At 56.4% G+C, this 13,830-nt stretch carries 12 protein-coding genes; 5 read left to right on the top strand and 7 right to left on the bottom strand.

Going from position 1 to position 13,830, the window contains the following annotated elements; translation table 11 throughout:
• Window positions 1-6 precede the first annotated feature (6 nt).
• The 7 genes from BM316_RS12010 to BM316_RS11980 all read right to left on the bottom strand — a co-directional run bounded on the left by BM316_RS12010 (window position 7) and on the right by BM316_RS11980 (window position 7,465).
• The gene (locus BM316_RS12010) at window positions 7-813 is read right to left on the bottom strand and encodes an ABC transporter substrate-binding protein (RefSeq protein ID WP_090208796.1); all 807 of its coding nucleotides are present in this window, start codon (window positions 811-813) and stop codon (window positions 7-9) included.
• Window positions 810-1,514 carry an ATP-binding cassette domain-containing protein gene (locus BM316_RS12005; protein WP_090208793.1) on the bottom strand — a complete coding sequence of 235 codons (705 nt, stop codon included), beginning with the start codon at window positions 1,512-1,514 and terminating at the stop codon, window positions 810-812. Before BM316_RS12005 ends, BM316_RS12010 begins: the two co-directional genes overlap by 4 nt.
• Before the next feature lie 5 nt (window positions 1,515-1,519).
• Complete coding sequence (locus BM316_RS12000) at window positions 1,520-2,224, bottom strand: ABC transporter permease (protein WP_090208790.1); 705 nt, start codon at window positions 2,222-2,224, stop codon at window positions 1,520-1,522.
• A 147-nt stretch (window positions 2,225-2,371) separates the two neighbouring features.
• Window positions 2,372-3,694 carry a UDP-glucose dehydrogenase family protein gene (locus tag BM316_RS11995; RefSeq protein WP_090209462.1) on the bottom strand — a complete coding sequence of 441 codons (1,323 nt, stop codon included), beginning with the start codon at window positions 3,692-3,694 and terminating at the stop codon, window positions 2,372-2,374.
• Between the two features lie 66 nt (window positions 3,695-3,760).
• Window positions 3,761-4,774, bottom strand: coding sequence for an NAD-dependent epimerase/dehydratase family protein (locus BM316_RS11990; RefSeq protein ID WP_090208787.1), 1,014 nt, complete (start codon window positions 4,772-4,774; stop codon window positions 3,761-3,763).
• A 74-nt stretch (window positions 4,775-4,848) separates the two neighbouring features.
• Entirely contained in the window at window positions 4,849-5,730 is an 882-nt protein-coding gene (locus tag BM316_RS11985; protein WP_090208786.1) for a bile acid:sodium symporter family protein, read from the bottom strand.
• Window position 5,731: 1 nt separating this feature from the next.
• A complete protein-coding gene (locus BM316_RS11980) occupies window positions 5,732-7,465 on the bottom strand; it encodes an AMP-binding protein (RefSeq protein WP_090208783.1) in 1,734 nt (577 codons plus the stop codon).
• Window positions 7,466-7,762: 297 nt separating this feature from the next.
• Between BM316_RS11980 and BM316_RS11975 the strand changes: the two genes are divergently transcribed.
• The 5 genes from BM316_RS11975 to BM316_RS11955 all read left to right on the top strand — a co-directional run bounded on the left by BM316_RS11975 (window position 7,763) and on the right by BM316_RS11955 (window position 13,821).
• On the top strand, window positions 7,763-10,129 hold the full coding sequence (locus BM316_RS11975) for a thiamine pyrophosphate-binding protein (RefSeq protein ID WP_090208780.1): 2,367 nt from the start codon (window positions 7,763-7,765) through the stop codon (window positions 10,127-10,129).
• 105 nt (window positions 10,130-10,234) lie between these two features.
• Window positions 10,235-11,131 (top strand): L-threonate dehydrogenase, encoded by an 897-nt coding sequence (ltnD, locus tag BM316_RS11970; RefSeq protein ID WP_090208777.1) that lies wholly within the window; start codon window positions 10,235-10,237, stop codon window positions 11,129-11,131.
• 1 nt (window position 11,132) lies between these two features.
• Entirely contained in the window at window positions 11,133-12,404 is a 1,272-nt protein-coding gene (gene otnK / locus BM316_RS11965) for a 3-oxo-tetronate kinase (protein ID WP_090208774.1), read from the top strand.
• Window positions 12,401-13,051, top strand: a complete 651-nt coding sequence (gene otnC / locus BM316_RS11960) for a 3-oxo-tetronate 4-phosphate decarboxylase (protein WP_090208771.1) — start codon at window positions 12,401-12,403, stop codon at window positions 13,049-13,051. The genes otnK and otnC overlap by 4 nt, the downstream gene beginning before the upstream one ends.
• Window positions 13,051-13,821, top strand: a complete 771-nt coding sequence (locus tag BM316_RS11955; protein WP_090209459.1) for a hydroxypyruvate isomerase family protein — start codon at window positions 13,051-13,053, stop codon at window positions 13,819-13,821. The genes otnC and BM316_RS11955 overlap by 1 nt, the downstream gene beginning before the upstream one ends.
• Window positions 13,822-13,830: the final 9 nt, after the last annotated feature.

Here is a 13,830-nt window from a genome sequence, read left to right as displayed (position 1 = left end):
AATCCGCTAATCTTCTGACGTGGCATTGAAGACGAAGAGTGTTTCACCGTCGATAGTGTAGCTGTTGATCAACTCAGCAGCGCGTGGGCCTGTCAACCAAGCTTCCAATGCGGCAACGGCCTCTGCGTTCACATGCGGATGCAGCTCGGCGTTTACCGGAAGGAAGCTGTATTGATTGAACAGCACCGGATCGCCAGCGAACAGCAGCGCGAGGTCCGCTTTGTTGCCGAAGTTCAACCAACTGGCACGATCTGAAAGAATGTAGGCGTTCATGTCGGCCGCAGTATTGAGTGCCGCCCCCATTCCTGCACCGACGGCGCGATAGTGCGGTCCGAATGCCTCGACATCAAGATCAGCGCTGGACCAGAGGCTGAGTTCCTTGCGGTGAGTGCCGCTATCATCACCGCGGCTGACGAAAATTGCTTCGGCTTCCGCAACGCGTTGCAGCGCCTCTGTGACTGTTTCGACACCCGCCACACTCGCCGGATCGGCAGCAGGGCCGATGATCACAAAGTCATTATACATCACCTCACGGCGATGCGTGCCGTATCCTTCAGCCACGAAAGCCTCTTCTGCTGCACGGGAATGCACAAGAATTGCGTCGACGTCGCCAGCTTGTCCCAGTTTGATTGCCTGTCCGGTTCCGACGATCAAAAGCTGCACCTCTAGCCCCAGATCGTTTTGAATTTCAGGAAGCAGGACGTCCGCCAATCCGGAATTATGGAACGACGTTGTAACTGCCATCCGCATGGTGTTTTCGGCCAAGGACACAGACGGCCAAAGTACAAGAAGGATGGTAGCTAGCAGTCTCATTCAACAATATCTCCGTTCAAAAATGCCTGCGCCTGCAGGGTCGCTGGTTGCGCAAAGAACTCTGCCGCACTTGTTTTCTCTGCCACATGTCCGTTGCAAAGAAAGACTACATCGTCCGCAAGGCGCTTTGCTTGACCCATATCATGCGTCGACATGATTATTCGTGTCCCTGCGGCCTTCTGTTCCAGAAGCAGATTTTCAATGTCGCGCGTTGCGCGTCCGTCAAGCGAAGCCGAAGGTTCGTCCAGAAAAAGCACAACAGGTTCGGTGATCAATGCGCGCGCCAGCGCGAGCTTTTGCTGCTCACCCCCTGACAGGCTGGTCGCAGAACGGTCCTTCATTGCAGAAAGCCCAATCCGTTCAGCCCAGGATGCGGCAGCCTCTCTTGCGGTGCGTGCGCTTTGCCCCCGGATAACGAGTGGATAGGCCAGATTGTCGATCACCGATCGGCGGAGCATCACGGGCCTTTGGAAAACGAAAGATTGCATCCGGCGCGCATCCTCGGTGTTGACCTGCCATTGGACATGGCCCCGCGCGAGGCGAACAGTACCGTGCAACAAGTTCAACAAGGTTGTTTTGCCTGATCCGTTCGGACCAACAACAACCGTCGCCCCCTTACCTTCAAGTTGAAGGTCAATTGGTCCGATCAGGCGATTGCCGCGCCGTCGCGCCTCAGCTCCGCTGACGATAAGAGGGAACATACTGCTCACCAGCGGCCCTCCCTTTCGGTCTGGCCCAGCCAATGGATCAACAAATTCACTGCAATCGTGAGTCCGATCAGAATAAACCCAAGAGCCAATGCCAATGCGAACTCGCCTTTGCCGGTCTCAAGTGCGATCGCGGTGGTCAGGACGCGCGTAACATTGTCGATGTTCCCACCAACAATCATGATTGCGCCCACCTCACCGATGCCACGCCCGAAACCGGCCAAGGCCGCCGTCAGAAGCGCGCGCCGCGCATCCCACAAAAGCGTCCGAAGCTTTTGCCCCTGCGTGACGTTCATCGAGATCAGAAGGTCATGATATTCCTGCCAAAGATCACGCAGTGATTGGTGCGCAATACTGGCGATCAGAGGGACCATGATCAGCACTTGCGCGATGATCATGGCGGTTGGTGTGAACAAAAGGCCCAAAACACCGAATGGTCCCGAACGTGACAGTAGCAAATAGACGATCAGCCCGACCACAACAGGCGGAAGCCCCATAAGGGCGTTGAGGATGGCTATAATCGTCCGACGTGCCCGAAAACGGCGCACGGCGAGATACGCCGCAAGCGGAAACGCCAAAGCGCACGCAACGACCAACGCCGTCAGCGTCACGTAAAGTGATCGCGCCGCAATGTCTGCGAGCTCTGCATCAAGGGACGCCATCAGCCAAACTGCTTGCACAAGGCCGTCCCAAAGATCGACCATCAGTTCAGCCTCCTTCGCGTCTCTGCCTTATCTGCCAAGATTAGCGATGCGGCGCCAGAACTCAGCGGGCTTTTGCGCGTCATGGGGCAGTTTGTCTCAGTCGTTTGCGAATGCCGTTGCCCGGCCTGTCGCAAACGCCGCCTTCACCTAGTTCGGCAAATGCCCGCGCCGTCCCATCGCGACGTAGGCCTCAAAGCCTGCATCAATCGCGAGGTCGCACGAATACATATTTCGCAGATCCGCCATGCGCGGTGCCGCCATGCGGCTTGCCATTTCCTTGAGATCAAGCGCCCGGAACTCGTTCCACTCAGTCAGCATGATCACTGCATGTGCGCCGTCGACCGCTGCATATGGGTCGTCGCACCACGTGACGTTTGGCAAAAGCTCTTCTGCTTCGCGAAATGCCTGAGGATCAACAACGCGGACGTCTGCACCGTGACCGACCAGTGTTGGCACCACCGTCAGCGAAGGCGCGTCGCGCATATCATCTGTGTCGGGTTTGAATGTGAGACCCAAAACCGCGATTGTCTTGCCGCGCAATTTTTCCTCACACAGGTCGATGATCTTTTCGACCATGAGACGCTTCACTTCCTCATTGACCTTGATGACGGTCTCGACGATCTGGAGGGGGGCAGCATGATCTTGACCGATGCGAGCTAGCGCCTTGGTATCTTTCGGGAAGCATGAACCACCATATCCGGGGCCAGCCTGCAGAAATTTCGGGCCGATCCGGCTGTCAAAGCCCATGCCCATCGCGACCTCTTTGACGTCTGCGCCGGTCTTTTCGCAGAGCATAGCGATTTCGTTGATGAAGGTGACCTTGGTCGCAAGAAACGCATTGGCCGCGTATTTGATCATCTCCGCCGTTTCCAGATCAGTCGTCAGTACCGGATAATCGCGGAGGGACAGCGGGCGGTAGATCTCCTGCAAGACATTTGCGCCGCGCTCAGTGTTTGCGCCGATGACCACACGATCGGGATGCATGAAGTCGTCGATTGCCGCGCCTTCCCGCAAAAACTCGGGGTTCGAAACGACGTCGCAATCAAGATCAGGCCGCTGTTCTTTCAGGAGCTTTGCAACCTGCTGATTGGTTCCGACAGGCACAGTCGATTTGGTCACGACAACAGTTGGTCGCTTGAGCGACTTGGCGACATCCTTCACAGCGTTGAAGACGAACGTCAGGTCGGCATGCCCGTCTCCGCGTCGGCTTGGCGTTCCAACGGCGATAAAGACGGCATCAGCGCCATCAGTTGCCTCATCCAGATTGTCCGTAAACGAGAGCCGCCCGGCGCTTGTGTTCTTTGCCATCAAAACGTCGAGGCCCGGCTCAAAGATCGGTGTTTTGCCGTCGCGAAGAAGGGCGAGCTTATCCGGATTGTTGTCAACACAAACGACCTCGTGCCCAAAATCTGACAGGCAGACACCCGAAACCAGACCGACATAGCCTGTACCAATCATTGCAATCTTCATTCTGCTCTCTTTTCTCGAGATTTCTGCGAGACCCATCGCACGAAACCGACGTGATGGCCCCGATGTCTAGACGCCGTAGTAGTCCCGATACCACGAGACAAACTGTTGAACACCCTCTGCGACGTCTGTTTGTGGCCGATACCCCGTCAAGTCCTGCAGGAGCCCATTATCAGCCCATGTTTCGTGAACATCACCCATCTGCATCTCCATGAAGTTCTTCTTCAACTCCATGCCCAGCGCGGTTTCGATGGCCGCAATGAACGTCATCAGCGGCACCTTGGTTCCGTTACCGATGTTGACGACACGGTAAGGCGCGACCGGCGATAGACTGTCGCCAGACGGAATTTCTTCAGGTGTCTGGGGTTGCTCTGGTGGTGCATCCACCAACAAACGGATGCCGCGCACCAAGTCTGTGACATATGTAAAATCTCGCGCCTGCTGCCCGTGACCGTAAACATTGATCGGCTCACCGCTCAATCCGGCTTTCACGAATTTGAAAAGCGCCATGTCGGGCCGACCGTAAGGGCCATAGACCGTGAAGAAGCGGAACATCGTGGTCGGGATCTTCCACAGATGGGCATAGCAATGCCCCATGTGTTCGTTTGCGCGTTTGGTGGCGGCATAAAGCGTGAGTGGCGTGTCTGCGCGCTGCACTTCGGTGAAGGGCATCTCCGTGATGGCTCCATACACCGATGACGTTGACGCCATAAGAAGGTGATCGACTTTGTGACGCCGCGCACATTCAATGACATTGAACGTCCCCATGACGTTCGACTCCATGTATGAGCGCGGGTTCTCTAGCGAATAGCGGACCCCGGCCTGCCCGGCGAGATGGACAATGATGTCTGGTTGTGCGGCATCGCAGACCTCGGACAGCAGGGCATTATCCTCAAGCATACCTTCGGTGCAGCTAAAGTTCTGGTTCTGCAGAAGGATCTGATGTCGCCGGCGTTTTAGTTCGATATCGTAGTAGTCAGTCATGCCATCATAACCGATCACCTTGAATCCTTCATCCAGCATCAATTGCGCAAGATGGAATCCGATGAATCCGGCGGTACCCGTGATCAAAACTCTGCGCATCTTACCTCTGGACATGCAAAAACGGCGGACGTGCCGCCGTTTTCGATGAACTAAGAAGCAACGTCAATGCGCCGCTAAAGCAGCCCGTTCGGCAATGGTTGCTCGTTTGCCGTATTGATCCGGCGGAACCACATGGTCACCATCGTCGATGTGATGACGATGAAGAGTGAATAGAGCACCGGCACAGCCATAACCGATTGTGCCTCGGCGCCGCTCCACGTGAAGGCGATAATCGCAATCGCGAGCGGCCCGTTCTGGATACCGGTTTCAAGCGCCACGGTACGCGCGTTGCGGGGATGCAAACGCAACAAGGCGGAAAAGCCGTAACCCAGCAGGAAGCCGAACAACCCCAGCGTGATCGCACCGAAATACGTGCCCCACGTGGTGCCCAACAGGAACTCCCAGTTCCGCGGGATCCACGACACAATCAGAAATACGATGAAGAACACAGCCAGAAGTGATCCCATGAATTCGGTCACTGCACCAATGTTGGCATTCAGTTTGCGCAGTATCATTCCGATTGCCACCGGCACCAAGAGAAGCACAAGCGTTGCAATGATGTTTTCGCGCGGAATTTCCAAATCGAGAGCACCCGCATAGAGCACGAGCACAATCGGGATCAGGATTACCCCAAACACTGTCGATGTTACGGTCATCAGCACGGACAGCGCGAGGTTGCCCTTTGAAAAGTAGGTGAAGATGTTCGAAGTCGTACCACCTGGCATACAGGCCATAATCAGGATGCCGATCTTGATCGTGTCGTTGACCGGCAGTGTTGTCGCCAGAATGAAGCCGATGAGCGGCATGAAGCCGTATTGCGAAACAACACCGATAAACAGGCCGTATGGCCGCTTGAGCGCGAGCGTAAAGTCACGCGGTGTCAGGGATGCCCCCATCCCGAGCATGATTACAAAGATCATCAGTGCGAGGATTGCCTGTTCGAGAGGTCCGACCATGCTACACCTTCCCTTCAGTATTGCTGACTTTGGCCAATTCCTCAGCCCTCAGGTCTTTGCGCAGGATTTTCCCGACATTTGACTTTGGCAGTTCATCGCGGAATTCCACAAGTTTCGGCACCTTGTAGTTGGTTAGGTGCTCTTTGCAGTATGCCCTGACCGCATCTTTTGTCAGGTTTTCATCCCGCCTGACGACAAACGCCTTTACCGCTTCACCGCTGGCATTGTCAGGCACACCGATGACGGCCACCTCTTCGATGCCCTCGTGTGCGGCCATCACGTCCTCGACTTCGTTCGGGTAAACGTTAAAGCCTGAAACGAGGATCATGTCCTTCTTGCGGTCAACGATGCGGAAGTAACCGTCTGCATCCATGACCCCGATGTCACCGGTCAGAAGCCACCCGTTCATGATCGTCTTCTCGGTTTCTTCGGGTTTGTTCCAATAGCCCTTCATGATCTGCGGACCGCGGGCGATGATTTCGCCGCGCTCACCTTGCGGGACGTCCTTGCCGTCTTCATCAACACATTTCACTTCGGTCGACGGGACAGGCACACCGATCGAATTCAATCGCGTCTGCCCGAAGGGATTGAAGGTCAGCACCGGCGATGACTCCGTCAAACCGTACCCTTCGAGAACCGGCTTGCCTGTGACCTCCTCCCAACGCTGGGCGACAGCACCTTGCAGCGCCATACCGCCGGCAGAGGCAAACTTCAGATGCTTGGGTGGCGTGTCCTGAAACCAAACCTCGCCGTTCAACCCATTAAAGAGCGTGTTTACACCGCTCATCCATGTGATCTTGTAGTTCTCAAAAGCACGTTTGAGATTGCTCAATGGGCGAGGGTTCGGGATCAGGATATTGCGCGCACCAATAGAATAAAATCCGAGGAAGTTCACGGTGAACGCAAAGATATGATAAAGCGGCAACGCAGTGAGCGCGACTTCTTTACCTTCTTCAAGGTTCTCGATGAGTTCCATCACCTGCGCCATATTCATAAGAATATTGCCGTGCGTCAGGATTGCGCCTTTGGCGACACCTGTGGTGCCCCCGGTATATTGCAAGCAAGCGACATCATCGGGGCTCAGGTTGGCGCGATAGTCCTCTATCACCTGATGCATGTGGTCGTGTTTTGCTCGCCCCTGCTTGATCGCATCCGGCAGGCGAACGTGATCGAAATTGATCGGCTTGATCGTTTTATCCCAGTACTTTTGCACCAGACCGACAATACCCCGTGGCATTGCAGGCAAGAATTCAGCAATCCGTGTCACGATCACAGATTTGAAGCTGTAATCGCGCATCGCATCTTCCAGCTTGTCGCTGAACATATCGATGATGACGATGGCAGCAGGTTCGGCATCCTTGAACTGTTTGACCATCTCTTCCGCTGTGTAGAGCGGGTTCACGTTGACCAAGACGCATCCCGCCTTGAACACAGCCATTGCGGCAATTGGATAACCCAAACAATTGGGCACCTGGATCGCCACGCGATCACCGGCAGCAAGTCCAGCAATGTCGCGAAGATAGACCGCCAGCGCATCGGACATTTCGTCAGCCTGCTTGTAGCTGAGTGTGCCATTCATACCGTTAGGCAAACACGTCGTGAAAGCAGGCAACTTTCCGAACTGATCAGCCTTTGCGCTGATAAAATCACCGATAGAATTGTATTCGAGGGTATCAATCGTCTTTCGAACAGACGGGCCATAGAAGGCCGTCCATGGACGGTCATGTACTGACAAGGTGCTTCCTCCCAAAAGCGTTTGAAAGAAACTAAAACAGTTTGCCGCTTTGTGAAGGCACTATGTCATATGCAAATGGCGAATGACCCAACGTCGTGTCCACAATCGGCGCTGTGAGCACGGCTGATTGCAAATTGGCGCCGTCTTGGCATGGATCTGTCTAGTGCCTTTACCCGCATCTAGCAGCCTCGCAGCGGTAAGAGTTCTTGATTGCGCACGCAATTTGCGGGACTCATTCGACAGGTTGGGTTCGAAAACCTTCCGCCGAATACCCTACTGCCTGAGGAACGCGCAGTCATGACCGCAGATACACGCCATCTCAAGACCATTGAACAGCGCCTTTTGTGGCTGTCGCATTGGATGATCCATCATGCCAACCATGTTCGGCCTAAGGTGGACGGGATCAAGATCGGCGGGCACCAAGCCTCTTCCGCTTCAATGGTCTCGATCATGACTGCACTCTACTTTTCAGCACTCAAGCCGGAGGATCGGGTCGCGGTCAAACCGCATGCATCACCCATTTTTCACGCCATCCAATATTTGATGGGCCAGCAAACGCGCGAAAAGATGGAAAACTTCAGGGGCTATGGTGGCGTTCAAAGCTACCCAAGCCGCACCAAAGATATCGACGATGTGGATTTTTCGACCGGTTCGGTAGGCCTGGGCGTGGCGATCACCTCGTTTGCGTCGATCATTCAGGACTACATCACGGCAAAGGCGTGGGGGGCGGATGCCCCGATGGGCCGTATGGTGGCACTGGTCGGTGATGCTGAACTTGACGAAGGCAACATCTACGAAGCGCTTCAGGAGGGGTGGAAAAACGACCTGCGCAATACGTGGTGGGTCATTGACTACAACCGCCAGTCACTTGACGGGATTGTCAGAGAAGGTCTGTTCGGGCGCATTGAGGAGATTTTCGATGTCTTTGGCTGGGATGTCGTGCGCATCAAGCACGGCGCGTTGCAGCGGGCAGCTTTTGCCGAGCCGGGCGGTGATAAGCTCAGGACTTGGATCGATAATTGCCCGAACCAGGATTACTCTGCCTTGACCTTCATGGGGGGTGCGGTCTGGCGCAAACGCTTAATGGACGATCTTGGTGATCAGGGCGATGTGACTGCGCTGCTGGATCGGCGCAGTGACGAAGAGCTTGCCGCGCTGATGGAAAATCTCGGTGGTAACTGCGTCGAGACGATGGCCGAGACCTTCGCGGCGATTGATCACGACCGGCCGACTTGCTTTCTGGCCTATACGATCAAGGGTTGGGGAACGCCTATCGCAGGCCACAAGGACAATCATGGCGGCTTGATGAACAAAACGCAGTTCGCCGCTTGGCAGCGCCACATGGGCGTTGAACAAGGCGAGGAATGGGAACCATTTGCAACCGTTCCCGACCCTTCAGCGTTGCGCGCGTTCCTTAAAGACGTGCCATTTTTCGCCAACGGCCCACGCCGATACACCGACGACAAGTTGGATGTGCCGAAGATAGAGATTGATACGGCGCGCGAGATGTCGACGCAGATGGCCTTCGGCAAAATTTTGGATGATCTTTCCAAAGGCGACAGCGCGCTTGCGGAAAGGATCGTCACGACCTCTCCTGATGTGACAGGGACAACCAACCTGGGGCCTTGGGTCAACCGACGTAAGCTTTTCGCCCGTACCGAGCAGGCGGACGCATTCATCGAAAACCGCATCCCCTCCACTGCCAAGTGGGAGTTCACGCCGGATGGGCAGCATATCGAGCTTGGCATCGCAGAGATGAACCTGATGCTGCTGTTGGCCGCTGCGGGTTTGTCGCATTCCCTGTTTGGCAAGCGGCTTATTCCAATCGGCACGGTCTACGATCCGTTTGTCGCCCGCGGCCTCGATGCGCTCAATTACGCCTGTTATCAGGATGCGCGCTTTATTCTTGTTGGCACGCCCTCAGGCGTCACACTTGCGCCTGAAGGTGGTGCGCACCAGTCCATCGGTTCGCCTTTGATCGGTATGTCGCAAGACGGGCTTGCGAGTTTTGAACCCGCCTTTGCGGACGAACTGTCAGTGATCATGGCATGGGCCTTTAACTACATCCAACGGGATGGCGAGGGTGACCCTGATGAACGGACTTGGCTGCGCGATGAGACAGGTGGGTCAGTCTATCTCAGACTGACAACAAATCCGATTGAGCAACCGGGAAAGCGGCATGACGAAGCCTTTCTTCAAGGTGCGATAGACGGCGCGTATTGGCTGCGCAAGCCCGGACCCAATTGCGAGGTCATCATTGCCTATCAGGGCGCTGTCGCACCGGAAGCCATCAAGGCCGCAGGCATCATCGGCGAGGGACGTCGCGACATCGGTGTGCTGGCGGTCACATCGGCAGACCGCCTCAACGCCGGATGGACGGCTGCACAGCGCGCACGTTCGCGCGGCAACCGCGCGGCGCGCTCGCATATTGAGACGCTGATGGGGGGCCTTCCGCCAAATTGCAAAATCATCACCGTGATTGACGGTCATCCTGCTACCCTGTCGTGGTTGGGAAGCGTCAAAGGACACGAAACCCTCCCATTGGGTGTCGAACACTTCGGCCAGACAGGCACCATCGGTGATCTCTACCGGCATCACGGAATTGATGCTGCTGCAATCGTGGAGAAGGTGAACGGGCTGACCGATGGACGCCAGCTTGAATAACAATAATCTCTTTCCGTCTCTGCGTTCAGGAAATGCCGTGCTATCTGCTCTAGATCAGGGGATTTGGCACCTCAAACAATGCGCTAGAAACAGGGAGGTCGCCAAATGAGCAAGATCGCCGTTATCGGCTTGGGTGCGATGGGATATGGCATTGCCAGCTCAATCCTTCGTGCCGGGCATAAAACCTACGGATTTGATGTTGTGACCACCCAGACAGAGAAATTTCGGGCGGAAGGCGGTGCCGAGGGCAGCCTTGACGCGATTTGTGGCGATCTTGATGCCGTTGCCGTCGTCGTACTGAACGCCGCGCAGACAGAAGCGGTCCTCTTCGGTGAGGGCGGCCTCGCTGCGCGGATGAAGACTGGCGCAGTGGTCATCGCTTGCGCAACCGTTCCACCAGACTTTGCCCGCGAAATGGAGGCGCGCTGCGCCAAGCATGGTGTATTGTATCTGGACGCGCCGATCTCTGGCGGTGCCGCCAAGGCCGCCGCGGGAAGGCTGTCGATTATGGCATCTGGGAGCAAAGAGGCCTTCGCCGCGGCACAACCGGTTCTGGACGCAACGGCTGAGACGGTTTTCACGCTTGGCGATGCGGCCGGTGCAGGTTCCGCAATGAAGGCTGTGAACCAACTGCTGGCTGGCGTCCACATCGCGACGATGGCCGAGGCACTGACGTTCGGGATGACGCAAGGCGTCTCACCCGAAAAGTTTGTAGAAGTCATCAGCAAATGCGCCGGAACAAGCTGGATGCTGGAAAACCGCGCACCCCATATTGTCTCGGGCGACTATACACCCATGAGCGCAGTCAATATCTGGCCTAAGGATCTGGGCATCGTTCTTGATATCGCAAAGAACGCACAGTTCAGCGCACCAATCACAGCAGCTGCTCTCCAGCAATTCATTGCTGCTGCCGGCATGGGTCATGGCGGCGAAGACGACGCCGCTGTCGCAAAGGTCTATGCGCGAAATGCGGGTCTGACTTTACCCGGTGAGGGCACGTGACATGACAACGGTCCTTGGCTGCATCGCGGACGATTTTACCGGCGCAACCGATCTTGCGGGGCTGCTGGCCCGTAGCGGAATGCGGGTGTCCCTCCGGATCGGTGTTCCGGATACTGCGCCGGAAGACACAGCACCGTTTGAAGTCATTGCCCTGAAAAGCCGCACCGCGCCAAAGGCCATGGCGATTGCCGACGCGCTCGCTGCGTGCCGCTGGCTCAAGGATGCAGGAGCTCAGCGGTTTTTCTGGAAGTATTGCTCTACCTTCGATAGCACTGCCGAAGGCAACATCGGTCCAGTCGCAGAGGCGCTGATGGATGTAATCGGAGCCGATCAGACAATTTATTGCCCTGCTTTTCCCGAGAACGGGCGCGCCATCTTTATGGGCAACCTTTTTGTCGGCGAGCAGCCGTTGGCCGAAAGTTCAATGAAGGATCACCCCCTGACACCGATGCGCGACAGCAATCTGATGCGATTGCTGGCACCTCAGGTGTCAAGACAAGTAGGCCTCGTGAACCGGCTAACCGTCGCCAAAGGGCCTGACGCGGTGCGAGACGCTTTGATGGCGTTGCGCAAGGCAGGGACGGCTCATGTCGTCTTCGATGCAGTGGAAAATGCCGACCTTCAGATCATTGCTCAGGGCACACGCCATCTCACGCTTTTGACTGGCGGCTCAGCAATCGCGATGCCGCTCCCGCAAATATATGCGGATGAAGGCCTCTTGGGCGCAAACTCTCAGACAGCGCACCACACTGCGCCAGTCGCCCGGTCTATCGTACTATCAGGAAGCTGCTCGGCGATGACCAACGCGCAAGTGGCAACATACCTCAAGAACGGAGCACCGGCATATCAGGTTGATCCACTGATGCTGGCCAAAGAAGGGAATGGACCCGTCCTGAGTTGGCTTGCGCAACAAGACCTCAGCCGTGCTCCACTTATCTATGCGACGGCAGCGCCCGAAAGCGTCGCGGCCGCACAAGAGAAACTCGGACGTCAGAAGGCGGGCCAGATCGTTGAAGACCTGCTTGCAGAATGCGCCGTCACTGCGCGAGATGCAGGTGCGCGGCGGTTTATTGTGGCAGGCGGTGAGACCTCCGGCGCGGTGACGCAGGCGCTGAAAGCCACGCAGCTGGAAATCGGGCCGGAAATTGCGCCCGGCGTGCCTTGGACATTTACCGAAAGCGCAGGCCAGCGCCTCGCTATCACGCTCAAATCGGGGAACTTCGGCTCAGAAGACTTCTTCACAAAGGCTCAACAGGTGATTGACGCGTTATGACAAATGAAGCCCGCCTTCGCGAACAAATCTGCGAACTTGCAAGATCGATGTTCGAGCGTGGTCTGACCGGCGGCAGCACCGGCAATATCTCTGCGCGCACAGATGATGGCGGGCTACTGGTCAGTCCGACGGGGACCAGTTTCGGACGGCTTGACCCCGGACGGCTCTCTCGGTTCGATAAGACCGGGAAACTGATTGACGGCGACAAGCCCACCAAGGAAATGCCGCTTCATGCCGCATTTTACGAAACCCGCAGCACAGCAGGCGCTGTTGTGCATCTTCATTCATGCCACGCCGTCGCCTTGTCGATGATGCCAGACGTCAACGAGGAGGACTTCCTCCCGCCACTTACACCCTATGGAATCATGAAGCTCGGCCGCGTCAAGCTGCTCCCGTTTTATCTGCCGGGTGATCCGGCCATGGGTGAGGCCATCCGCGGCCTTGCAGGCAAACGCGCGGCGGTCATGTTGGCCAATCATGGCCCGGTGGTGGCCGGCAAGGATGTCGAGGCGGCATGTAATGCCATTGAGGAGTTGGAAGATACGGCCCGTCTGGCCATGCTGACACGCGGCCACCATCCAAGAGCGCTAACGGACGACCAGATACAAGCACTTGTCACCAAATTCGATGTGGAGTGGGACGCGTGATCCGATTTTCTGCCAACCTCGGTTTTCTCTGGACCGACCGCAGCCTGCCCGACGCCATACGTGCAGCAAAGGCCGCCGGTTTCGATGCTGTCGAATGCCACTGGCCATATGCCGAAGATCCCGCTGAAGTGAAGACGGCACTGGACGCAACAGGCTTGCCGATGTTGGGGCTGAACACTGTTCGGGGTGATGTGGCGGGTGGTGAAAACGGCCTTGCCGCCTTACCTGGGCGCGAACCCGACGCCCGCGCTGCAATCGATGAAGCAATTTCCTACGCGCGCGCCGTCGGTGCGCGTGCGGTTCACGTGATGGCCGGTTTCGCGTCGGGGCCTGATGCGGAACGCGTTTTCGTTGATAACGTTAGCTATGCCTGCCAGCAGGCGGAAGGCTTGACGATCCTGATTGAGCCGCTCAATCGGCACGACGCTCCGAGCTATTTCCTGCAAACGACAGATCAGGCGCGCGCCCTCATTGAGAAGGTCGTGAAACCCAATCTGAAACTGATGTTTGATTGCTATCACGTGGGACGGATGGAAGGTGATCTCGTAACCCGTTTTGCAGCGTTGCAATCTCACATCGGTCACGTGCAATTCGCATCAGTGCCGGATCGCGGCGCGCCGGACCACGGCGAGATCGACTACAAGTATGTCTTTGACGCATTCACGCAACTCGGCTGGAACGCGCCTTTTGGTGCGGAATATAAACCAGTCGGCAAAACTGATGATTCATTGAAGTGGATGACACACTTTCGCGGCGACGCGCACAGATAGGGAAATTCC

Source organism: Yoonia litorea (genome assembly GCF_900114675.1).
Lineage (GTDB): Bacteria > Pseudomonadota > Alphaproteobacteria > Rhodobacterales > Rhodobacteraceae > Yoonia > Yoonia litorea.
Note: the sequence above shows the minus strand (reverse complement) of the source record. Positions and strands in the feature narration are given on the sequence as shown.

Bases quoted from the DNA above. Each gene is read 5' to 3' on its own strand.
- BM316_RS12010 (WP_090208796.1), bottom strand. From the start codon at position 813: ATGAGACTGCTAGCTACCATCCTTCTTGTACTTTGGCCGTCTGTGTCC.
- BM316_RS12005 (WP_090208793.1), bottom strand. From the start codon at position 1,514: ATGTTCCCTCTTATCGTCAGCGGAGCTGAGGCGCGACGGCGCGGCAAT.
- BM316_RS12000 (WP_090208790.1), bottom strand. From the start codon at position 2,224: ATGGTCGATCTTTGGGACGGCCTTGTGCAAGCAGTTTGGCTGATGGCG.
- BM316_RS11995 (WP_090209462.1), bottom strand. From the start codon at position 3,694: ATGAAGATTGCAATGATTGGTACAGGCTATGTCGGTCTGGTTTCGGGT.
- BM316_RS11990 (WP_090208787.1), bottom strand. From the start codon at position 4,774: ATGCGCAGAGTTTTGATCACGGGTACCGCCGGATTCATCGGATTCCAT.
- BM316_RS11985 (WP_090208786.1), bottom strand. From the start codon at position 5,730: ATGGTCGGACCTCTCGAACAGGCAATCCTCGCACTGATGATCTTTGTA.
- BM316_RS11975 (WP_090208780.1), top strand. From the start codon at position 7,763: ATGACCGCAGATACACGCCATCTCAAGACCATTGAACAGCGCCTTTTG.
- ltnD (WP_090208777.1), top strand. From the start codon at position 10,235: ATGAGCAAGATCGCCGTTATCGGCTTGGGTGCGATGGGATATGGCATT.
- otnK (WP_090208774.1), top strand. From the start codon at position 11,133: ATGACAACGGTCCTTGGCTGCATCGCGGACGATTTTACCGGCGCAACC.
- otnC (WP_090208771.1), top strand. From the start codon at position 12,401: ATGACAAATGAAGCCCGCCTTCGCGAACAAATCTGCGAACTTGCAAGA.